Below are 25275 nucleotides of genomic sequence, written 5' to 3' on the forward strand. Positions count from 1 at the left end.
AAAATCAATCGGATTACAAATTATGGACTATAAAAACGACATCGGATACAGAAAAGAAACGTTAAAGAAATTGTTGTACAACATTCAAAAAAGCGAGGATCTAATTGTAAAAGCTTTGTACGATGATTTTAAAAAGCCTGAATTTGAAGCTGTTTTAACCGAGACCAATTATGTGATTTCAGATCTGAAAGATACAATCAGAAACATCCATAAATGGGCAGGACGAAAACGCGTTTTACCTTCCCTGCTTAATTTCCCTTCTACCGATTATATTTTTAAAGAACCTTACGGAAACGTTCTGGTGATTGCTCCCTGGAATTATCCATTTCAACTGGCTTTATGCCCTCTAATTTCAGCCGTAGCAGCCGGAAACAGGGTTGTTTTGAAACCTTCAGAACTCACTCCTCATACTTCAGCCGTAATCGCTAAAATTATTGAAAAAACATTTCACGTGAGTCACGTTGAAGTTTTTGAAGGCGGTGTAGAAGTTTCCAACAAATTACTTGCACAACGCTGGGATTATATTTTCTTTACAGGAAGTGTTGCTGTTGGTAAAATCGTCGCCAAGGCCGCTGCCGAAAATTTAACTCCCGTAACTTTAGAATTAGGAGGAAAAAATCCTTGCATTATAGATGAAACAGCCAATTTAAAACTAGCTGCAAAACGAATCGTCTGGGGAAAATTCATTAATGCCGGTCAGACCTGCATTGCTCCGGACTACATTTTGGTTCAAAAAAACATGAAAGTCAATTTTATTTCTTTTTTAATAGAAGAAATTCTTAAGGCCTACGGTAAAAAAATAGAGAAATCTCCCGATTTTGCCCGAATCATCAATACCAAAAACTGGGTGCGTCTGGACAGCATGATCGAACGTGAAAAGGTTATTTTTGGAGGAGAAACGGATGCGGAAAACAACTACATCTCTCCCACCTTAATAGAAGAACCTGCCTTGGACAGTCCAATCATGAAAGAAGAAATATTTGGCCCTATACTCCCAATCTTAACTTACGAAACAGAGGCCGATATTCATAATGTAGTCAGTCGTTACGAAAAACCTCTTGCGTTTTATGTTTTCAGTGAGAATAAATATTTTACAAAAAAACTAATTACCTCCCATTCTTTCGGAGGAGGTTGTATCAACGACACAGTAGTTCATTTCTCGAATAAAAGGCTACCGTTTGGAGGAGTTGGTCACAGTGGTATTGGTGCGTATCACGGTCAGCTGAGCTTTGATGTTTTTTCGCATCACAAAGCTGTCGTAAAAAAAGCAAACTGGCTTGATTTACCTATGCGCTATGCTCCTTACAAAGACAAACTAATATCATTGAAACGGTTACTAAACTGGTTGTGATGATTAAAAACAATTTCGTAATGTTTTGCAGATTTTTATAAGGATTTGATTTAAAATATTATATTTACGCCTAAAATTTCGGCGATATAAAATAATTCTACCCAGTTAAAATGAAATCTACATCCGATCAGATCAAAGACATTAAAAATCATGGTTATACCTTAGATTTTTCAACTGTTTTCAATCATGCTTTTGAAAATTATAAAAAAATCGCTGTTTACGCCGGATTAATGCTGCTGGTTTTTTCAGTATTTTTTGGTGCTATTGCTTATTTAATACTGGTTGCAGCATTTGGAATTGACAAATTAACGAATGCCAATTTCCTTAACATACAGCCTCAAAACCTTTCGCAAATTCAATTAGTACTTTATATTGTTGGAACAGCATTTGCATCGGCAATTATGGGACCTTTTACTGCTGGATTTTTAAAAATGGCCGATTGTGCAGAAAAAGATGTAGAGTTCAATGTCTCCACAATATTCTCCTATTACAAAAGCAGTCATTTTTCACAGATTTTTGTAGCCACCTTTCTAATTTCATTGTTTAGTGTTGTTACCTCAACATTTCTGGAAATTCTAAAATTAAATGCAGTAGGTTTTGTCTTTTCTCTACTACTATCTTTTTTCACGTTTTTAACCATTCCCCTTATCGTATTTGGGAATCTAAAAGCAGTTGAGGCTATCAAATCAAGTTTCATTGTAATAACGAAGCAGCCTATGGTATTAATAGGTCTGATTATCACCATTCTTGGAGCCATACTGGTTGGTTTCTGTGCATTTTGTATTGGAGTACTTTTTACCATTCCGTTTAGTTATTCCATGACTTATGCAATATATTGTTCCATTTTTAATATTGATAAACAAGATCCTATTGACTCTATCGGTCAGTCTGATTTTTAAAAATAGAAAATTCCTTCAAAAAAGAGCCTAACCTACTCTGATGAAATTTTCAAAAGTTATTTACTAAACCAAACATACCCCCGAATTCTATGGTAGCAAACTATAGTCTCTTCAATTCGTTGATCTCAGGACTTGCCATACTTGGTAGTGCCCTGAAATCAATTATTACGAAGTGGTATGTACTTAATTCCGATATTATATTTTACAACAATCCTAAACTCATCATGTTAGGATTATCTCTGTTTGCTTTCCTGGCACTTCTGGTGTATCAATTTTTCCGGATCAAAGCCAGAATTGGCTACTTCATCGAAAAAAAACCGGAAGCAGAAACCCTAAACAAAGAGTATCAACTCTACATATTGTTCTTTGGTATTGCGGTAATTGTAATCGAAATTATCAATGAAATTTTTAAAATAAGACCCAAAAGCTTACTTGTCGTAAATCTATGTATTGGTTTCTCCGTGCTTCTGGTTTACGTTATAATCGACAAAATTCAGTTTTTACGGGAGCGGGTTCAGTCCATATTCATTTCTTTTTTCTTTATTTACGTTTTTTATCTTGGGCACAATATCATTTACCACGAAGATGATATTATTCCTCTAATTGTTTTTCTAATTTCCTTCTACTTCTCTTACAGCATCTTAAAACCCATAAAATTATACTGGCTTTATATTGCGTTAGTTTTTACATTTCTTATTGCTACTATTATTTATCAATTGGTTCCAATAAAATCCTCTATTTTGTTAATCAATTATTGTATTCTGATTTTCATTCTTAATCAGGTCAAATATGCTGTTTTACTGAATAACAGTGATAATTTCAGATTCACCAATGAAATTGTACACAAGGGAAATTCACTGACAATTGCTACAAACGATAAAAATGAAGTTTTGTTTTGCAGTGAAACCATCACTTCTATACTAGGATATCTTCCAGACGAAGTTATGGGGTCTAAATTTTGGGAACTGACTAACGAAACCGACTATCCCGATAACCTTAGCAACATAACGCACGAAGAAGATAAACTCTACATCCGCAAATTAAAAAGCAAAAATGGCGAATACAAATACATTCAATGGAAAGACAAAAAATTTTCCCAAGGCTTAATCATTAGTATTGGTCAGGATGTTACAGAGCAAATTGTTGTTCGGGACCAATACAAAAACCTCATTCAAACTGCCACAGATATTATTTTTGAAATTGATTCCGACGGTTACTTTACCTTTATGAATGACTTTGGTTTTTCGATATTAGGCTATGCTGAAAATGAAATCATTTCACAGCATTATTCTAATTTCATTCATGAAAATTACCAACGAAATGCCGTAGATTTTTATGAGAATCTGGAACTGAATGAAAATAATTTTCCTACCATTGAAATTCCAATTTTAAAGAAAAACGGAAGAAAATTATGGATTTCACAAAAAATCATTGTTCGAAAAAATGATCTTGGACAAACAATTGGATTTGCCGGAATAGCTCGTGATATTACTGATATCCGAAATATCGAAAACGAGAAAAAGAAACGTCTCAAGAAAATTGAGTCCTACAACAATTCTACTAACAAATTATCAACTACTGACTTTAGTAAATACAATAATTTAAACACGGTTATAGATTATATCATAAAAGAAGCCGCAACCGTTACCAAAACTAACAGAGTAAGTTTCTGGAAGTACCATAAAGATTTAATTACCTGCAAGAATCTTTTCAGTATCGACAATCAGCATTGTAATGACAAAAATATCCTGGATAAAGAATCCTATCCTATTTATTTTGAAACACTTAAAAACAAGACTATCATAAATGCGCCTGACGTCTTTGATAAGTTCGAAACATCTGAGTTTCAAAAACTTTACTTTACGAAAAACCAGATCAAATCGATGCTGGATGTTCCGATTTTTCTAAACGGACAACTAGCAGGTGTAATTTGTTTTGAAAGCACAGAAGAAAAAAGAGACTGGGATAATGAAGACATCAATTATGCCCGCACCATTTCGGATGTCATCTCCTTGGCCATCTCCTCACAAATGCGTTTAGAAGCCGAAAGAAAATTAGAATTTAAGAGTCAACTATTATCTGCACTTTCGCTATGTACCGAGAAATTTTTGATGAGTAAATCGACTCAGGAAATGTTTCAGGAGACCTATAATTTAATTGGTAAAGCTGCCAAAGTAGATCATATGTACTACTATGAAAAAGATTTCACAACCAATACCGTAAGTCAGAAATACAAATGGTCCAGACAAGGTATCGAGCATCAGATTACAAAGTTACAGCGACTTACAAAAGATCACTTACGTGAAATTTATGATGCAGCACAAAATAAAAAAATAGTCAATACACTTACCCGTAAACTCGACGACACCTTTTTCAGACAATTACTGATGACAAACCAAATCAAATCGATCCTGATTTTACCTTTGTACATCAACGATATTTTTACAGGTTTTATAGGTTTCGACGATTGCACCAAAGAAAGAAAATGGTCTGAAGAAGAAATCTATATCTTTCAGGTTCTTGCAAATAACATCTCATCGGCACTGGAAAGAAACCGAAACGAAACTAGAATTCTTGAAAGTGAAGAAAAGTTCAAGTTAATAGCCAACAACATCCCAGGCACCGTTTACTTGTCAAAATTTGATGCGTTCTCTACCAAAATATTCTTGAATGATGAGATCTTAAACCTTACCGGCTACTCCAAATCTGAATTTATAGAGAATAACTTATCGTTTTTATCTCTTATTCATCCTGATGACAAAGACGAGGTTATCAACAATCAAATCGATAATTTACAGAACGGAATGCCACTGCACAACGTGTATCGCATCAGAAGGAAAACCGGCGAATATATTTGGGTAGAAGAATTTGGAGACGTTATTAAAAAAGGCGATGAAATTGAATTTGTTGGTGGAATTTACTTTGACATTACCAACAAAAAAGAAACTGAAGATGCCATAAAAGCCAAGCAACTGGCGGAAGCCGCCAATAAATCCAAGTCAGATTTTCTGGCTAATATGTCCCATGAAATCAGAACCCCTTTAAACGGAATTATTGGTTTTACACATTTACTGATGAATACGGGTCTCGAAGAAATTCAGGAAAAATACATGACCACGATCAATCAATCAGCACATTCGTTGTTAGATATTATAAATGACATTCTGGATTTTTCTAAAATCGAAGCGGGTAAACTCGAACTTTTTATCGACTTATACGACATTAAAAAAGTACTGGGGCAGGTTTTTGATTTAATCGTATACGAATCCAATCAAAAAAATCTCCGCTTAGAACTAAATGTTGCACCAGATGTACCGAAATACATCTGGACCGATATTGTGCGAATCAAGCAAATCTTAATCAATTTGCTTTCCAATGCTGTTAAATTCACCAATGAAGGCTCAATCAAATTGAATGTTTCTGTTCTGGAAAAAAGCAAAAACAACAACTGCACCATTAGATTTTCGGTGGTTGATACGGGAATTGGAATTCTCGAAAAAAACCAGAAGAAAATTTTCAAAGCTTTTTCACAGGAAGATAGCTCTACAACGCGAAAATTTGGTGGTACCGGTTTAGGATTGACCATTTCAAATCAATTGCTTGCTTTGATGGAAAGCCGTTTACAGCTGGAAAGTAAAATCGATGAAGGAAGTAATTTTTATTTTGATCTAAATTTAAAAACCAGTAATCAGAGCATTAACGACAAATATAAGGCCGAACTTCAAAGCATCAACCTTGAACTAAGTTCAGAAAATCTAGCTTCTAACCATAAAAATATTACCTTTTTGATCGTAGAAGACAATAAGGTCAATATGCTGCTTTTAAAAACAATTATCAAAAATTTGTATAGCGGCGCATACATACACGAATGCGAAAATGGTTATGAAGCGGTGAGTCAGTTTGAAAGTATCAATCCTGACCTGGTTTTTATGGACATCCAAATGCCAATAATGAATGGTTATGAAACCACAAGAGCCATCAGAAATACCATTATCGGAAAAGATATTCCGATCATTGCAGTAACCGCTGGCGCCGAAAAAGACGAACGCAATAAATGCCTGTCAGCAGGGATGGATGATTATATTTCTAAGCCAATAATGAAAGGCAGTGTCGAGGAAGCTTTAGTAAAATGGCTAAAATAGTTTAAAACTAAATCATGCGATTACTGTGTTATTCCTAAAAAAAATATAAATTCGTACAACACAAATCCTAATCAACTAAAATTCAAATTACTATGAAATGGCAAGGCAGAAGACAAAGTGATAACGTTGAAGATAGAAGATCAATTTCTGGCGGAAAAGTTGCAGTTGGCGGTGGAATTATTGGTATTATTATTTTACTACTGAATGTTTTTGGCGGCGAAAATGCCCAAATGATCACCCCAATACTGGAACAAATGCAAGGAGGACAGCAACAAACTGAAGCTGCTGCTCCATTAAGTAAAGAAGATGAAGCATTAGGGCAATTTGTCAGAGTTAATCTTGCCGATAACGAAGATATTTGGGGCAAAATATTTGCAGAAAATGGCATGACCTATAAAAACCCGAAATTAGTACTTTTTAGGGGATCTGAACAAACAGCATGCGGAGGCGCATCGTCTGCGTCGGGGCCCTTTTATTGTCCGGGTGATCAAAAAGTATATATGGATTTGGGCTTCTTTGAGGAGTTAAAAAATAAATTTGGGGCCAAGGGCGGCGATTTTGCTATTGCGTACGTTATCGCACATGAAATTGGGCATCATATCCAAACCTTACTCGGAACCTCAGCAAAGATGCATCAGGCTCAGGAAGGAAAAAGTCAGGCCGAAGCCAACAAACTTTCGGTAGCTCTGGAATTACAAGCTGATTTTTATGCCGGAGTTTGGGCACATTACAATCAGAAAAACTTAGATCCAGGTGATATTGAAGAAGCTTTAAGTGCCGCCAACGCTGTTGGAGACGATGCCATTCAGAGTAAAATGCAAGGACAGGTTGTCCCGGATTCCTTTACACATGGTACCTCTGAACAAAGGATGTATTGGTTCAAAAAAGGTTTTACTTCGGGAGACATCAAACAGGGAAATACCTTTGATGAAATATAATATTCACAAACCATCTTAATAATAACCAAAAAAGCATGACTTAATCGTCATGCTTTTTTTTGTTTCTTTTCCGATAATTAAAATTAATCAGCCCATAAAACAACTACAGTTAATTAATTTTAAAAACTTTTAGTGTTTCCTAAAGCCATTTTTTTCATTCTGTCCAATGATAATTTTAGCAACTGTAAGCATATTGGTAAACTCGACGAGCTGTGCTGTTATTTTTTGCTTTTTGAACAGTAATGCTACTGTTAACATTTTCATCGACTCTATTTTATCTACTATTTCTTCAAAATCGAAATCTTTTCCGACATAAAAAAAAGTCATCATTGTTTGGAGTTCCTTTTTTAATTCCACAAAATAATCAGAATCTGCACTCATTAAAGACTCATTGAATTTCAGCATAAACTTTTTTGACGAGAAAGACACCTCATCAATGATACTGTCGATATGATCTGAAGCCTGATGGGCAAAAACCAAAGCTTCTAATAAGGAGTTTGATGCCAGTCTGTTTTTTCCATGCAACCCCGTTCTCGAACATTCCCCTATTGCGTAGAGGTTCTTTATGTTTGTTTGTGAATATTTATTCACGTTGATACCACCACATTGGTAATGCGCAACAGGAACAATAGGAATTAAATCTGTTTTAGGATGTAATCCAATTGTTTTACAATATTCTGTGATGGAAGGAAAATGACTGTAGAATTCATCGAAGTTCAAATGTCTGCAATCTAAATAAACGCATTCTTTTCCAGAGATCTCCAGCTCTTTACTAATTGAGTGCGAGACAATATCTCTTGTTGCTAATTCTCCTCGGATATCATCTTTGAATATAAAGCGCTTTTGATTTTCATTAATAACATACGCACCAAAACCCCTTACGGCTTCTGAAATTAAAAAGAATGGATTTTTATTTTCTTCATATAAAGCCGTCGGATGAAACTGTATATACTCCATATCCTTGATTAAGGCTCCTGCCCGTGATGCTATTGCAATTCCGTCACCAGTTGCAATTTCGGGATTTGTAGTATTCTTAAAAACCTGACCACATCCTCCTGTACTTAAAACAATGGTTTTAGCACCTATGTACTTTACCTTATTATTGATTTTATCACAATAAAAGGCACCTGTACATCTCGTCTCTCCCTTTTTCATTTTTGTATTTACATCAATAACCAAATGATCTTCCAGAAGTGTAATGTTGGACAATTGTTTTATTGTGTCAATCAGTTTCTTTTCTATTTCTGCCCCTGATAGATCTCTATGATGCAAGATGCGATGTTGCGAATGCCCGCCTTCTAAACCCAAATCCCATATTCCCGATTTATTTTTATCAAAAGAAACACCAATAGAAATAAGTTCCTCTAATCGGTCAGGAGCCTGATGTACAACCATTTTTACAATTTCTTCATCACACAGCCCTCCACCTGCTTGTATTGTGTCCTGAATATGTTTTTCAAAACTGTCCTGTATACAGTCCGTAACCACAGCTATACCTCCTTGGGCCAATTGCGTATTAGAGCTTTGAACTTTATCCTTAGTCATAACAACAATAGATAAATCCGGTCGTTTTTTTCCAATTTTTATAGCAAAAAACAAACCTGCTATTCCGGAACCAATTATAAGTATATCTGTTTTTTTCATTTTGACTGACTTAGATATTTACGACAAATTGAGCATTCTGTTTATTGGTTTTATGGCCTGCAATCTCAGCTCTTCTTCAATTGTAATTTCCGGGCTTTCATTTTTCAGGCATAAATAAAGCTTTTCTAAGGTGTTTATTTTCATAAACGCACATTCACTGCAAGCACAGGTATTATCCTCATAGGAGGGCGCCGGAATAATCGTTTTTTGCAGTGTTTCTTTCGCTATTTGATGCAAAATACCCGCTTCAGTCGCAACGATAAAAGTAGTAGCCGAATCATTCCTGATAAAATTGAGCATCCCGGATGTCGACCCAATATAGTGTGCAGTCTCCAGGATATGACTTTCCGACTCAGGATGAGCGACAATTTTGGCAGTTGGATTTGCATTGTAAATCTCGATAAGCTTATCTATTGAAAAAGCTTCGTGAACAACGCACGAACCTTCCCAAAGCAGCAAATCACGGTTTGTTGCTTTTTTAAGATACATTCCTAAATTTTTATCAGGAGCAAAAATTATCTCCTTCCCTTCCGGAATAGCTTCTATAATTTTTTTTGCATTAGACGAAGTACACACCCAATCACTCAGTGCTTTTATCTCTGCCGAAGAATTAATGTAGGTCACCACAACATGATCGGGATAAAATTCTTTTAACGCCTTAAAACGAAGGGGATCACATCCATCAGCAAGAGAACAGCCTGCATTGATATCAGGCAAAAGCACTTTTTTATCCGGATTTATAATTTTTGCTGTTTCTGCCATAAAATACACTCCTGCAAAAACAATAATAGCAGCATCAGCAGTAGCGGCTTTTTTAGATAATTCAAGACTGTCACCTACAAAATCGGCAATATCCTGTATTTCTTTTTCCTGATAATAATGAGCAAGAATAATAGCATTTTTCTCCTGCCTTAGACGATTTATTTCAGAAACTAAGAATAACTTATCCATAGGATTATTTTTTATCGATATTCTTAAATTTCACATTTAGAACACCCTGATTATATTCTTTTGTATTTTAAAAAACTGTTCTTTAAATTAAAAACTCCTAAATCGAAACTATTCTTTACAATTTTCTTTGCTTTTTATGGGGTTCATTACAAATTATTCAAACTCTAAATTTTGTATTCGACCCAGGAGAAATCCGTGCTCTACTTTACAGTATAGCTATTTTATAATTTATTAAATCCTACTTTTTCCAGACTAAACATCAATTTTGAGTTGTAAAGATATTATTGGACTTTCCGGTATTTCATGATTAAAATCATAGAACGTTATCTCTTTTTAGCTTAATACTAGACTAATTAATTATGCCACAGTAGATTCAGAATTACAATTACCCCGCAGTCGAGACTCTGAACTATAACATAAGAGAATAAAACTTCAGAGATTTGATAAACACTGAGCCCCCTCATTCAAAATTCAAGAATATTTGAACATGATTTCTTGCCCCCCATACAAGCACAACACAATAAAAACATGGATCAATACGAAAACCTGTGGATTTATAAAATTGGACATAAGTATTAGTCGGTCTAAAAAGAATCAGGTTCAAAAGTTCTGGAGTGATAAAAATAGTATTCTCTTTACCATAAAGGACTTTAGGAATGAAAGTGGCAGCCTTTTGCAATCTTTTAAAGTTTTACATTTTCCTAAAATTTCTTAATTGCAAAAATAATAATTTACAGCTTACCCCATAAGAGACAAGTATTTGGAATCTGTTGCTCTGAAAGAGCCTTAGCAGTAACATGGTACGAAGTGCCATGAATAATGGTGAGCACTTCTTCAAGCCCTGTAAGGGCGAAAGCATAACCCAAAAGCACCTATCTCATTTTATGACATTTCCGAAATTTAGCAACTTTTAATCAAGATATTATGCTTTATTTATAACTGCTTATGCCCCTTCAGGGCATTATGATTCATTATCTTAATTTATAGTGCGTTGCACTATTTTTATGCTTTTGGGCTTTCAGCCCTTTTTAAACATTTCAAATATTTATACCCAAAGAGAACACTAATTACAAAATCAGCTATAATAAAATGATCTCTTAAATGAAGAGTTGAAATCGTTAATAAAAAGAATAACTTCTATCAATCCCACAACATTTTGGATTGATCCAAAAACATTGCCTGTGGTTTCAACCACAGGAACACAATAATGGAACACAATACAGAATCACAATGCACAATAACACCATTACCCCACAGTCGAAACTGCGAACAACGATATACAAACAATAACATCTCACAGACCTCCACAATTGAATAAAGTAGAATTTATAAAAATTGCCGTTTTCAATTAAACGCACAAAAAAAGCCTTGAATTTCTTCAAGGCTTTAAATTTCTGGGTGGCTGACCGGGTTCGAACCGGCGACCCGCGGCACCACAAACCGCTACTCTAACCAACTGAGCTACAACCACCATTTTTCTGCTTGTGCATTTCTGCTTAGCGAGTGCAAATATATAACTAATGTTGAGTTCTACAAAGAAAAAAATGAAAAATTTACAGTAAATTTTCTAAACTATTGACAGCCAAACACCTTTCAACAGTAAAACCTTCAGCAAAATCTTTACCAACAAGCCTTCCTAAATCCTTCGCACGATAATCTAAACTTTCAAAGAAGTTTTTACTCGTAATTGGCGTTGCAGGTTCTTTCGAATTCGGATCATAAAACTGCGTTTTGTATGCCGAAACTGCTTCTACCTTTTTCTTTTCAAAACCTGTGATATCCACTACAAAGTCAGGCACAATGTTTTTCCACTGAATATAATGATACACCACCTTTGGTCTCCACGCTTCCTGACGCTCTCCATCTATTGATGTTTCTATCTTTGCCAATCCAGACAAGAAGCAGGCATCTGAAACTAATTTACTTCCCTTGCCATGGTCGATATGACGGTCGTCGATTGCATTACACAGCACGATCTCCGGTTTGTACTTCCGAATCATTTTGATTACCTCCAGCTGATGTTTCTCGTCATTTGTAAAAAAGCCGTCACGCATCCCTAAGTTTTCACGAACCAGAACTCCTAATATTTTTGCTGCTTCTTTTGCCTCTGCATCTCTAGTTTCAGCTGTACCACGAGTTCCCAATTCTCCACGTGTTAAATCGACAATACCTACTTTTTTACCAAGTGATATTTCTTTTAAAATGGTTCCGGCACAACCTAATTCTACATCATCCGGATGTGCTCCGAAGGCTAATATGTCTAGTTTCATAATTTTTAATATCAATGTCAAAAATCAATTACAATTCTGAAAATCAAAACTGATCTTTCATCTATTTACTTTACTCTATTCTCTTTACTCTTTTTTATTTTTTGTTTTGTTCCAGGTTTCAAGTTTCAAGTTTAGTTCCAGTCGCAATATAAAGTCTTAGCAACTGAAAACTGCGACTGAAAACTGTATACTGCTACTGAAAACTCATAACTTCTAACTCATAACTCTCAACACTCTTTTCATCGTCATCGATTTATTCACGCTTTCCTCCCATTCTTTTTCGGGAACACTTTCTTTGGTAATACCGCAGCCCATATATAAAATTGCAGTATTCTCCTGAATTTGCATGCTTCGTAAATTTACGTAGAAATCAGAACTAATCTCATCGTGAGCAAAACTGCTGTTTAATTCTCCCAGAAAACCGGTATAAAAAGTTCTGTCGTAATTTTCGTTTTCTATAATAAATGCTTTTGCTTTTTTCTTTGGCAAACCACAAACTGCAGGGGTTGGATGCAGCGTATCGATTACTTCTTCCAGAGTCGAATTATCTTTTAAAACTCCTGAAATATCAGTTTTAATATGCCAGATAGATCCTGCTTTCACGCTATAAGGTTCTGTAACATCAACCGAAGAAGCTACTTCCCGTAATCTCTTGACAATAAAATCGGTTACATATTGTTGCTCGTCTTTTTCTTTTTGCTGCCATAAAATATCTGTTTCCAGTGCTGCTTTCTGAGTTCCAGCCAAAGCCATGGTTTCAAAAACATTTCCATTGGCTTTCAGCAATCGTTCCGGTGTTGCTCCCATCCAGAAACCAATTTTTGGATGAAAAAAAACATACGACAAAGTCGTCGGATACAATTGAATCAAATGCTGAAAAGTAGCAACAAAATCAAATTCAGCCAAAGTCACTTTTTCACTTCTGGACAGTACTACCTTTTTAAACTCATCATTATTAATTGCCTGAATTCCTTTTGAAACTAAAGACTCGTATTGTGTTTTGGCTTCAATATCAAAACCCGTCCCTTCTATTTCGGTACTATCAAATACAATCTCTTCGTGCTCCGTTGTTAAAATTTCAGACTCATTCTCCGGAATCAGAATCAATTGTTTTTCATCAAAAGAAGCAAAAACAAAACCTTTTTCTTTATAATCTGAGATTTTATATAATGTATCGTTATGCTGTAAAAGCGCAAAAACACTATTGGAATTTGGTTTAGAATACATCACAAAAGGCAAACCCTTTTCGTGTTGTACTTTAATTTTAGAAAAAAAATCATTCATATTTCCTATACTGTTTTCTTTCTGTCCAAAACCATATTGGTCAATTTGCAAAGCGAAATCAAATTTCCGGCTTCATCAGTAATTTTAATCTCCCACAGGTGAATACTTTTCCCTTTGTGAATGATTCGGGCTGTTCCGAAAACCCATCCTTCTCTAATACTTTTCAGATGGTTGGCCGAAATTTCTATTCCACGTACTTCTTGTTCGTTTGGATTGATAAAAAAGAAGGATGCTGCACTCCCAACACTTTCTGCCAGAGCAACCGAAGCACCACCATGTAACAAGCCCATTGGCTGATGAACAGAAGGATTTACAGGCATTTTTGCAGTTAAAAAATCAGTTCCTGCGTCAACATATTCTATTTTCAGCGTTTCCATCAATGTGTTTTTCGAAAACTCATTACAGTGCGCTAAAATCTGTTCTTTCGTATAATTCATTAAAATAGACTTTAAAATCGTAAAATTAAAGAAAAGATGAGATACAAATTCGAAAATCACATTCTAAAATTAAAATTCAACTTCAAACATGTAAGTTTTTTGCTATTTTTACAAAAACATTAATATTGATCTGTTGCAAAGATTTTTTTTATGCCACAGATTACACAGATTTTCACAGATTAAAATATTTCTTCAAAGAGTAAAAAATCTTTTTAATCCTTTTAATCTTGTGGTAAAAAACGAACTCATTCAAATGCGTCAATACTTTATACTTCTTATTTTCGGATTACTTATAACTTTCAGCTCTTGCCGAACTGATTTTGATACCATTGCCAGTTCCGGAGATCTGAAGTTTTCAAAAGACACTGTTTATCTGGATACTGTTTTTAAAAATATCGGCTCCGCTACTTATCAGCTTAAGGTGTACAATAAAAGTAAAAATGACATCTCGATTCCAATCATCCAACTCAAAAATGGTCTGAATTCAAAATACAGAATGACGGTTGACGGTATGAGCGGAAACAATGGTAAAATCTTCAAAGATGTCACACTTTTGTCCAAAGACAGTTTGTATATTTTTGTAGAAACCACCGCAGATATTACAGATGCAAATCCAACCGACTTTTTATATACAGATAAAATTCAGTTTGACAGCGGCGCTAACCTTCAGGAAGTCGCTTTGGTCACACTGATTCAGGATGCTATTTTTCTTTATCCAAAGCAAAATCCCGACGGAACCAAAGAGAAAATCAAAATCGAAGGCAAAGATGTAGATGGTTTTTATCTGGACGAAAGTGATCCTGTAAACGGAAATGAATTGCTTTTTACCAAACAAAAACCTTATGTTATCTACGGATATGCAGGAGTTCCTAAAAATAAAACCGTCACTTTTGAAGCGGGAGCACGTGTATTTTTTCACGCCAATTCAGGACTTTATATTGATGACAAAGCTTCTTTACACATTAACGGAACAACATCTGCAACGCCTAAATTAGAAAATGAAGTTGTTTTTGAAGGCGATCGCTTAGAATCACTTTACGATAATATACCGGGGCAATGGAACTCGGTTATTTTTGCAAACGGAAGCACCAATCACACTGTAAATCATCTTACCCTTAAAAATGCGATCATTGGTCTAAATTTTAAAAATCCTGATGCCGCTTCGACTATTGAAATCAAAAATACGCAGATTTACAATTCTGCCGAATACGGGATATTAGCCCAAAATGCCCGTATTAATGGAGAAAACATCGTGATTAACTATGCCGGTCTTGCGAGTTTGTCCTGCGTATATGGCGGGAGCTATAAGTTCACGCACTGTACTTTCAACAACAGCTGGTCCAACAATTCGCAATTTGCGGTTAACCTCAGCAACAGTCTTGCCAATGCTGTTCCAGCAACAAATCCGCTCACACAGGCAACTTTTAACAATTGCATCATTTACGGATCGGGTAGTAACGAATTTAATCTGAGTAAAAATGCTACGACTGCTTTTGTCTATCAGCTTAACAATTGCCTGGTAAAATTCAGCAGCTCGACAACTAATCCTGATTATCAATTTAAAACAGACACTGCACACTACAACCAAATCATTCTAAACGAAAATCCAAAGTTTTTGAATGTATCCAAGAACCTGTTCAATATTGACAATACTTCTTCCGCTTTCGCGAAAGGAAATCAGATCTATAACATTCCTTTGGATATTATTGGAAAAACCAGAACTTCTCCACCTGATTTAGGGGCGTACCAAAGCGCAGCATTTCCGAAGTAAAGACGGTCCAAAAAACATTTTCTTCGCTCGCAAAGTCGCTAAGACGCAAAGTTCTTTTACTTTATGCATCTCCTTTTTGATTTGCAGCTGTTTTTTTATGTAGTTTTTTTAATGTCTAAGGATTTTATCCAGACTTAACAAAACTAATCTGCTTACATTCGCGCGCAAAAAAAGTAAAAAACTCAGGGCCTTTGTGCCTTCGCGGCAATTTCCTCAACCGTAAGAAAAACTATCTTAATTTAAACATCCCTTAACGCAACGTATTCCATAAAGTAGTAAATTTGAGACAATTAATAAATTCAAACGAAAAACATCCATTTATTAAAAACCAAATTTAACTACCGCTATTTATGAAAAAAATCTACTCTTATGTATTATTATTCTTTATTACAGCGACATTTGCTCAAATCCCTACCGGTTATTACACCACAGCAACAGGCACGGGTTACACTTTAAAGACACAATTGTACAACATCATAAAAGGACATACCAATAATGGATATGCCGGTTTGTACGTCACTTATCAAACTTCGGACGTTGATAATTTTTACGAAAACGACGGAACTGTTTTAGACATGTACTCTGAAAACCCATCCGGAACCGACCCTTACAATTACAACACAGGAACCACACAAAGGTGCGGGAATTATGTGGTAGAAGGTGACTGCTATAACAGAGAACACATCATTCCGCAATCTGTTTTTAACGAACAATCACCTATGGTAGCCGATGCACATTTCATCACTCCAACCGATGGAAAAGTAAATGGTATTCGATCCAACTATCCTCACGGAACTGTAGGTACTGCAACTTATACGTCTCAAAATGGCGGTAAATTGGGTTCAAGTTCAGTATCCGGATATTCAGGAACCGTTTTTGAACCTATAAACGAATTCAAAGGCGATATTGCCCGAATGTATTTCTACTTTGCTACACGTTACGAAAATACAGTTGCAGGTTACTCTTATCCGATGTTTGACGGCTCAGGCGACAAAGTTTTTACTACAGCATTTTTAAATCTTCTTTTAGCATGGAACGCACAAGATCCGGTAAGTGCGAGAGAAATTGCGAGAAACAATGCCATTTATGCCCGTCAGAACAATAGAAATCCTTATATCGATCACCCAGAATATGTCAATCAAATTTGGGGAGGAACACCTTCTTCAGATACTCAGGCTCCGACTGCACCGACAAGTTTGGCTTCCACTTCAAAAACAGCCACTTCCATTACACTTTCGTGGACTGCCTCTACAGATAATTTAGCCGTTACCGCTTATGATATTTATGCGAACAGCGCTCTAAAAACAACTATTTCCGGTACAACCGCTACAATTACAGGCCTGACTGCAGCAACAGCTTATTCTATTTATGTAAAAGCAAAAGATGCTGCGGGAAATACTTCTGCTTCAAGCAATACCATTTCAGTAACAACCGACAGTAACGGAACCGGAAGTACGACAGATCTGCTTTTCTCTGAATACATTGAAGGATCCGGAAACAATAAAGCTCTTGAACTTGCTAACAATACCGGAACAACAATAAATCTATCTGCATACACCATAAAAAAACAAACTAACGGTGCAGGCTCGTGGAGTACAGGTTTGGCTTTAAGCGGAACATTGACCACTGGAAGCAAATTTGTTATTGTACACAACCAGATCTCATCAAGCTGCTATGCAACCGGCTCGGCTAACATATCGACAACAGCAACTGAATTGGCTTATAACGGAAATGACCCTATAGGTCTATTCAAAAATGGTGTTTTGATCGACATCATCGGTACTTTTAATGGCGGAACGGCCAATTTTGCAGCCGATGTCACTTTAAGAAGAAAATCAACCGTAACTGCACCTAGCGCCACTTTTAATCTGAGTTCGCAATGGGATTCGTTTGGAGTGGATACCTGTTCGGACTTAGGAGCCAAATCAGGAAACGATGGCACTCTTAAAGTAACGGAAAAAGTTTTCACCGAATTAAAAAGTCTTACTATATATCCGAACCCATCTCAGGGTAACTTCACCGTTTACTTTAATAATTTAGAAGCACCCTATTCTATCGGGATAATTTCAATATTAGGTCAAAAAGTGTTTGAGAAATTAAACACTACAGATTCATTATCAACGATAAATAATGTACCAAAAGGCGTATACATTGTTCGTATTAGCATAGGTTCTGAAAATTTCAGTAAAAAAATCGTAATCAACTAATTACACACGAGTGCTTACTAAATAAAGCAGCGGCAATATTGCCGCTGCTTTTTTGTTATAACATTTTTTTATACTATGCTCGCAAAGTCGCTAAGACGCAAAATTTTTTATATATCGAACTTAAAAAAATAGACTTTGCATCTTACCGACTTCGCGAGATTAAAACACTAATAACAATTACACCGACTTCTAAAAGGAACTCACCTCATTTATATGATTAAAAAAGCACCTTCATTTTTTTTCAAAAGAGTTTATTTTCAAATTTGCGCTTGCTATTTATTTACACTAAATTTGCACTTCAATACAACAAACTACACATCACAATGATCCATTTCTTTGAAAACCAAAGCAAAACTGTTTTTGCAGTACAAACGCAAAACGAAATTTCGGCTCAAGACATTTCAAAACTAAACTGGCTTTTTGCCGACTCCAATAAGATCGAAAAATCCGCACTGACGGATTTTTTTGTTGGCCCTCGTGCCACTATGATCACTCCATGGAGTACAAATGCTGTAGAAATCACTCAGAACATGGGTATTACAGGCATTATCAGAATTGAAGAATTTCATCCGGCAACCTCTGATTTTTCAGATTTTGACCCAATGCTCTTTCAAAAATTCAGCCAATTAGATCAGGAAATTTTTACGATCAATGTGCAACCGGAACCTATTCTGGAAATTGATGATATTGCCACTTACAATAAAGTAGAAGGTTTAGCTCTAAGTCAGGAAGAAGTAGATTATTTAGACAATCTTGCTGTAAAACTTGGAAGAAAACTAACCGATTCTGAAATTTTCGCTTTCTCACAAGCGAACTCAGAACACTGCCGTCACAAAATTTTCAACGGAACTTTTGTAATTGACGGAGAGGAAAAAGAAACTTCTTTATTCAAATTAATTAAAAAAACATCACAGGAAAACCCTAACGATATTGTTTCTGCTTACAAAGACAACGTTGCTTTTGTAAAAGGACCAAAAGTGCAGCAGTTTGCACCTAAAACAGCTGACAAACCTGATTTTTACGAAATCAAAGAATTCGATTCTGTTATTTCATTAAAAGCCGAAACACACAATTTCCCAACCACTGTAGAGCCATTTAACGGAGCAGCAACAGGATCGGGAGGAGAAATTCGTGACCGTCTTGCCGGTGGACAAGGTTCATTGCCATTGGCAGGAACTGCGGTATACATGACTTCATATTCTCGTTTGAATGACGACAGAAAATGGGAAAATGCGGTTGAGGAAAGAAAATGGTTGTACCAAACACCAATGGATATTTTAATCAAAGCTTCAAACGGAGCTTCTGATTTTGGAAATAAATTTGGTCAGCCGTTAATTACAGGTTCGGTTTTGACATTCGAACATTCAGAAAACGACCGTAAAATTGGTTACGATAAAGTAATCATGCAGGCGGGTGGAATTGGTTACGGAAAACTGGATCAATCAATCAAAAAGAAACCACAGGAAGGTGATAAAATCGTAATTCTTGGTGGAGAAAACTATAGAATCGGAATGGGTGGAGCTGCTGTTTCTTCTGCAGACACCGGAGCTTTTGGTTCAGGTATCGAATTAAATGCCATCCAACGTTCAAATCCCGAAATGCAAAAACGTGCTGCCAACGCCATTCGTGGTTTGGTAGAAAGCGATCACAATCCAATTGTTTCAATTCACGATCACGGAGCTGGAGGACACTTAAACTGTCTTTCAGAATTGGTAGAAGAAACGGGAGGTTTAATCGATTTAGATAAATTGCCGGTTGGAGACCCAACACTTTCTGCAAAAGAAATTATCGGTAACGAATCTCAGGAAAGAATGGGATTGGTTATTGCCCAAAAAGATATTGATATATTACAAAGAATTGCCGACAGAGAGCGCTCTCCAATGTATCAGGTGGGAGATGTAACGGGAGATCACCGTTTTACATTCGAATCTAAATCAAATGGTTCTAAACCGATGGATTATGCTTTGGAAGATTTCTTCGGAAGTTCTCCAAAAACGGTAATGACCGATAAAACGATCGACAGAAAATATGCTGATGTTGCTTACAACGCAGGAGATTTCGAAAGTTATTTACAAGACGTTTTACGTTTAGAAGCGGTTGCATCAAAAGACTGGTTAACGAATAAAGTAGACCGTTGTGTGGGTGGAAAAGTAGCAAAACAGCAAAACGCAGGACCATTGCAATTGCCTTTGAATAATGTTGGTGTTATGGCTCTGGATTATTTAGGTAAAGAAGGAATTGCAACTTCTATTGGGCACGCTCCTATCGCTGCTTTGATTGATCCGGTTGCGGGAAGTAGAAATGCGATTGCAGAATCGTTATCAAACATTGTTTGGGCCCCAATTAAAGATGGTTTAGGCGGCATTTCATTATCGGCCAACTGGATGTGGGCTTGTAAAAACGAAGGTGAAGACGCTCGTTTGTACGCTGCTGTCGAAGGTTGTTCAGAATTCGCAATCGAATTGGGAATCAATATTCCGACAGGAAAAGATTCACTTTCGATGAAACAAAAATATCCAAACGACGAAGTAATCGCACCGGGAACGGTAATTATTTCGGCTGGAGGAAACTGTACTGATATTAGAAAAGTAGTAGAGCCTGTTTTACAGAAAAACGGAGATTCTATTTATTATATCAACTTGTCTCAGGATGATTTCAAATTAGGAGGTTCTTCTTTTGCACAAATCAGAAACACGATTGGAAAAGAAACTTCTACAATTAAAGACGCTTCTTTCTTCAAAAATGCTTTTAATACAATTCAGGAATTAATTGGTGACAACCAGATTTTAGCAGGTCACGATATTGGTAGTGGTGGTTTAATCACTACTTTATTAGAATTGTGTTTTGCTGACGTAAATCTTGGAGCTAAAATTGACTTCTCGGCTTTCGCGGAAAAAGACTTATTGAAAATCCTTTTTGCTGAAAACATCGGAATTGTTTTCCAGGCGAAATCGGATGCAGCTGTTGAATCTAAATTAAAATCAAACAATATCGAATTCTTCAAATTAGGAAAAGCGACAACTACTGAGACTTTAGACCTTGGACTTTGGACTTTAGACATAAAAGCTTACAGAGACATCTGGTTTGAAACTTCTTATTTATTAGATCAAAAACAATCTAAAAACGGAAGAGCTCAGGCACGTTTCGAAAACTATAAAAATCAGGTTTTACAATATACTTTCCCTGCCCATTTCACAGGAAAGAAACCGGAAATAGACAATTCTAAACCAAGACCTAAGGCAGCTATTATCCGTGAAAAAGGAAGTAATTCTGAGCGTGAAATGGCAAATGCTATGTACTTGGCTGGATTTGATGTAAAAGACGTTCACATGACGGATTTAATTTCGGGTCGTGAAACATTGGAAGACATTCAGTTTATTGGTGCAGTTGGAGGATTCTCTAACTCAGATGTTTTAGGTTCTGCCAAAGGTTGGGCCGGAGCTTTCTTATACAACGAAAAAGCAAAAACAGCTTTGGATAAATTCTTTAAAAGAGAAGATACTTTATCTGTTGGAATCTGTAACGGATGTCAGTTGTTTATGGAATTGGAAGTTATTAATCCAGAGCATGAAGTGCACGGAAAAATGCTTCACAATGAAAGTAACAAACACGAAAGTATTTTTACTTCTGTAAAAGTACAGGAGAACAATTCGGTAATGTTATCGACATTGGCCGGAAGTACTTTAGGAGTTTGGGTTTCTCACGGAGAAGGAAAATTCAAATTGCCTTTAGCTGAAGAAAACTACAACATCGTTTCAAAATATGCTTACGAAGGTTATCCTGCAAACCCTAACGGATCTGATTACAACACGGCAATGCTGTGCGACAAAACCGGAAGACATTTAGTTATGATGCCACACATCGAGCGTTCAACCTTCCAATGGAACTGGGCACACTATCCAAAAGACAGAAACGATGAAGTTTCGCCTTGGCATGAAGCTTTTGTTAACGCCAGAAAATGGATTGAGAAAATCTAAAAAAATATATTTTTATTATGAAAAACGCCCGATCAATTCGGGCGTTTTTTTTGCCACGAATTCCGCGAATTATTTTTTTTAATTATTTACTAATTACAAATAATTGAGTCTTCTTTTACCCACTTTTAAAATCATTCCAATCCTTTAATCTGTGGCTATTTTTTAAATTAGTAATTCGCGAAATTCGTGGCAAAAACTTTAAAACGACTCTAAGACTAATTTAATAGTATCTTAAGGCACTTTACTAAACTGTTTTTACTGCGATAAATATCTTTGTGTCATGAAAAAATGGACGCCAAATTTATCGCTTTTACTACTCTTATTTCTTATAAGCCAAATTACATTTGCTCAAAATTCTTCTGTAAAAGGAACTGTTTCTGACGGAAAACTGGCCGTCGAATTTGTCGATGTGGTTTTAAAAAATACCGCCGACTCTACAAAAGTAGCCGGATATGCCGTTACAGACGCTTTGGGAAACTTCTCTTTAGACCATCTTGCTTCCGGTGAATATCAGCTGCAATTCAAGTTAATTGGATTCAAAACGGTTACTCAAAAAGTAAAATTTACAGGTGCTCCACTTTCTGTTGGAACCATAACTTTGCAAACCGATGCTAATCTATTAAACGCCGTTGTTGTAAATTCTCAAAAAAAACAAATCCAAAAGACTGACGAGGGTTTTATTTTTAATGCAGTTTCCAATTTGACGCAAGCAGGTGGAACAGCTACAGATATGCTAAAAAACATTCCAACCGTTGCTGTTGATGCAGACGGAGGAATTACGCTAAGAGGAAAATCTCCTATGATTTTAATTAACGGAAAAAACTCTGCCATTACCAATATGGATCAAATTGCAGCAAGCAGTATTGAAAGCATTGAGATCATAAGTAATCCTACAGCCAAATACGATGCAAATGCAGAGAGCGGTATCATCAACATTAAGCTCAAAAAAAACAACCAAAGTGGTATGAATGGAGCAGTGGTTTTGGGAAGCGGATTTGGAGCCAAAGGAAGATTAAACAGCTCTGTGCTCTTGAACCATAAAACAGACAAATGGAATTTTGGACTGGGATATGACAATCGTTTTGCCGGAAGAACTAAAAAAATAAAAGGCGAAAGAACCAATTTCCTAATCGATGACGAGCATTACATCAATCAAAACCGAAGTGACCAGCGTACAGAAGGTTTACAGAATTTGAAATTCAACATTGATTTTTCTCCTAACGAAAACAACAGTTTCTCCTTTGAGGCTTTGGGAAATATGGAAAGTCAGGACAATGACGAAACCTTATACACCCAGGTAAACAACAGTGCCAATCAGTTTTTCTCTAACAACAGAAGGCACTCTCTGGAACTTGAACGTTCTAAGGTAGCTGAACTCGCTTTTAGCTACGACCGAAAATTTGCCGATGACCGAAAAAGCCTGAATGCCAGCATTACTTCCTCTTTTAATAAACACAGAGAAAATACAGACATCGACACGTACCAATACGATCAGTATTACAAACAGATAGGTGATGCTTTTTTACAAAGAACACACAATTACGAGCATGAGAATATCTCGAACGCTATCGTTAATTATGCACTTCCGGTTTCCGAAAAATCAATTTTAGAGACAGGCTACAAAGGAACCTTCCGTTTTTTTAATTCCGATTTTCAAAGCGCTGATCAAACTAATGGAGAATACATTGTAAATCCTCTGGCCAGTAACGGTTTTAAATTCAACGAGCAGATCAATGCGGTTTACGGAATGTTAAACTCCTACATCGGTGCTAAAGATACTCCTAAATGGAAATACAATTTAGGACTGCGTGCTGAGCAGGTTTCAAACAACGGAAAGACACAAAACAATAATGACAACTTTTCGAATCATTATATAAAACTTTTCCCTTCTGCTTCTTTGCAGCTTAATTTAGCTCCAGATGAATTTCTAAAAATGGGGTACAGCAAACGTATCAATCGTCCGGATCTGGATAATTTAAATCCGTTTATTGATATTACCGACGCTTTGAATCCGCATGGAGGAAATCCGTATTTAAAACCGGAAATCATTCATATTATCGAAACCGGCTATACCAAAGAATGGTCTAAATATTCGTTTTCAACCAATGCTTTTTACCGAAACGCAACCAACACCATTAGACAATATGCCGAACTTCAGGATAACGGCGTGATTTTGCAACAGCCAAGAAATATTGGAAGCACCGTTACTTATGGTCTTGAAACTATTTTCAGTTTAAAACCAATTGGCTTTTATGATGCTAACATCAGCATTACTGCTTTCCAACAAAATATAAACGCTTCTAATCTGGCTCAGGATGTAGTAAACAATGCCTTTAGCTGGTACGGAAAAATGATCAATAATTTTGTTCCATGGAAAGGTGGAAAACTTCAAATCATCGGAAATTATAACTCTGCTCTCGCTACCGCACAAGGAAAAAGGATTCCAATTTATAATATCGATATGGGCTTCCAGCAAAAGCTTGGCAAAGGTAACGCCCGATTAGGCTTAGTGGTAACCGATATGTTTAACACGCTCGAAAGCGGCTTTAAAAACAACACAGCCTTATTCAGCAACAATCGTACATCAAAATCAGATACCCGCGCGCTGATGGTGACTTTTGCCTACACTTTTAAATCTGACTTTAAGGAAAAATTACTGGAAAATCAGTTTTCGACAGAGTAACATTACATTAAAGTAAAAAAAAACATTCTTGTAATTTGGATTCATTTTTCTAGTAAAAATTGAACTATATTCGCCAAAAAATTCGTGCCCCGGATTTTTTGGCAGCTCCAAAAACCCTTAAACCTACATAGAATGAAAACCCTAAAAGTATTTCTTTTTACTTTATTATTTATTGCCCTAAAATCACACTCCCAAATTCACGTAGACCGAATCACGTACAAAGTTCGCGATCATTTTATCACTACTACAATTGGTTATCCGGTTCCGGGTATATTTTTGCCAGCCGGACAAAAAAAAGAACCAAGCACTGTATTAAATCCGGATGGAACAGGAGTTATTCAGTATGACGATTTAACGAAAAAAAAGATCAACTGGGGAATTGAATGTACCGAAGAGGGCATTCCGGTTTTTAAAGAAGGTTTCAATAGTGCTTCTTATACTTTCTGGTACCGCACCAATGATAGTGAGGAGTGGAATTACACTCAATTTTCCATCCATTTTGCCAGGAAAAAAATGTTCCTGATGGGAGAAAGAGTAAAAGAATACACCGATTATAACGTGCAGTAATTACTACACAAAAAATCAATTTTTCTTGATTTTTCTAAATTTTACTACAAAAAAGAAAACGTTTTCGTAAATTTTCTAAAGTAGTTATAATTTTTCCCATAAATTTCCATAAATATAAAAATTATCCCTAATTTTTATTTAATTTGCGATAAAA

The 25275-nt window shown here is 36.0% G+C and carries 14 protein-coding genes and 1 tRNA gene; 9 read left to right on the plus strand and 6 right to left on the minus strand.

Annotation, left to right across the window (positions count from 1 at the left end):
- The first annotated feature begins 22 nt into the window (after positions 1-22).
- The 4 genes from OGZ34_RS20330 to ypfJ all read left to right on the plus strand — a co-directional run bounded on the left by OGZ34_RS20330 (position 23) and on the right by ypfJ (position 7330).
- Positions 23-1351 (plus strand): aldehyde dehydrogenase, encoded by a 1329-nt coding sequence (locus OGZ34_RS20330; RefSeq protein ID WP_263361520.1) that lies wholly within the window; start codon positions 23-25, stop codon positions 1349-1351.
- 110 nt (positions 1352-1461) lie between these two features.
- Positions 1462-2250: a DUF2189 domain-containing protein gene (locus OGZ34_RS20335; RefSeq protein WP_263361521.1), complete on the plus strand. Its 789-nt coding sequence runs from the start codon at positions 1462-1464 to the stop codon at positions 2248-2250.
- An 89-nt stretch (positions 2251-2339) separates the two neighbouring features.
- Entirely contained in the window at positions 2340-6392 is a 4053-nt protein-coding gene (locus OGZ34_RS20340) for a PAS domain S-box protein (protein ID WP_263361522.1), read from the plus strand.
- 92 nt (positions 6393-6484) lie between these two features.
- Complete coding sequence (gene ypfJ / locus OGZ34_RS20345) at positions 6485-7330, plus strand: KPN_02809 family neutral zinc metallopeptidase (RefSeq protein WP_263361523.1); 846 nt, start codon at positions 6485-6487, stop codon at positions 7328-7330.
- A gap of 129 nt (positions 7331-7459) precedes the next feature.
- Here the strand turns inward: ypfJ and nadB are convergent, their stop codons facing one another.
- The 6 genes from nadB to OGZ34_RS20375 all read right to left on the minus strand — a co-directional run bounded on the left by nadB (position 7460) and on the right by OGZ34_RS20375 (position 13916).
- Positions 7460-8974: an L-aspartate oxidase gene (gene nadB / locus OGZ34_RS20350; protein ID WP_263361524.1), complete on the minus strand. Its 1515-nt coding sequence runs from the start codon at positions 8972-8974 to the stop codon at positions 7460-7462.
- Positions 8975-8992: 18 nt separating this feature from the next.
- The gene (gene nadA / locus OGZ34_RS20355; protein WP_263361525.1) at positions 8993-9925 is read right to left on the minus strand and encodes a quinolinate synthase NadA; all 933 of its coding nucleotides are present in this window, start codon (positions 9923-9925) and stop codon (positions 8993-8995) included.
- 1397 nt (positions 9926-11322) lie between these two features.
- Positions 11323-11396 (minus strand) — tRNA-His (locus tag OGZ34_RS20360).
- An 82-nt stretch (positions 11397-11478) separates the two neighbouring features.
- Complete coding sequence (bshB1, locus tag OGZ34_RS20365) at positions 11479-12195, minus strand: bacillithiol biosynthesis deacetylase BshB1 (RefSeq protein WP_263361526.1); 717 nt, start codon at positions 12193-12195, stop codon at positions 11479-11481.
- Positions 12196-12408: 213 nt separating this feature from the next.
- Complete coding sequence (locus tag OGZ34_RS20370) at positions 12409-13479, minus strand: chorismate-binding protein (protein ID WP_263361527.1); 1071 nt, start codon at positions 13477-13479, stop codon at positions 12409-12411.
- Positions 13480-13484: 5 nt separating this feature from the next.
- Entirely contained in the window at positions 13485-13916 is a 432-nt protein-coding gene (locus tag OGZ34_RS20375) for a PaaI family thioesterase (protein WP_173964940.1), read from the minus strand.
- Between the two features lie 253 nt (positions 13917-14169).
- Between OGZ34_RS20375 and OGZ34_RS20380 the strand changes: the two genes are divergently transcribed.
- From OGZ34_RS20380 to OGZ34_RS20400, 5 genes are all read left to right on the plus strand, one after another.
- Positions 14170-15687, plus strand: a complete 1518-nt coding sequence (locus OGZ34_RS20380; protein ID WP_263361528.1) for a hypothetical protein — start codon at positions 14170-14172, stop codon at positions 15685-15687.
- Positions 15688-16037: 350 nt separating this feature from the next.
- Positions 16038-17894, plus strand: a complete 1857-nt coding sequence (locus OGZ34_RS20385; protein WP_263361529.1) for an endonuclease — start codon at positions 16038-16040, stop codon at positions 17892-17894.
- Positions 17895-18217: 323 nt separating this feature from the next.
- Positions 18218-21871 carry a phosphoribosylformylglycinamidine synthase gene (gene purL, locus OGZ34_RS20390; RefSeq protein WP_263361530.1) on the plus strand — a complete coding sequence of 1218 codons (3654 nt, stop codon included), beginning with the start codon at positions 18218-18220 and terminating at the stop codon, positions 21869-21871.
- 280 nt (positions 21872-22151) lie between these two features.
- Positions 22152-24554, plus strand: a complete 2403-nt coding sequence (locus tag OGZ34_RS20395; RefSeq protein WP_263361531.1) for an outer membrane beta-barrel family protein — start codon at positions 22152-22154, stop codon at positions 24552-24554.
- A gap of 132 nt (positions 24555-24686) precedes the next feature.
- Positions 24687-25121 carry a hypothetical protein gene (locus OGZ34_RS20400; protein ID WP_263361532.1) on the plus strand — a complete coding sequence of 145 codons (435 nt, stop codon included), beginning with the start codon at positions 24687-24689 and terminating at the stop codon, positions 25119-25121.
- The last annotated feature ends 154 nt before the right edge of the window (positions 25122-25275 follow it).

It is taken from the genome of Flavobacterium collinsii (assembly GCF_946903285.1).
Lineage (GTDB): Bacteria > Bacteroidota > Bacteroidia > Flavobacteriales > Flavobacteriaceae > Flavobacterium > Flavobacterium collinsii.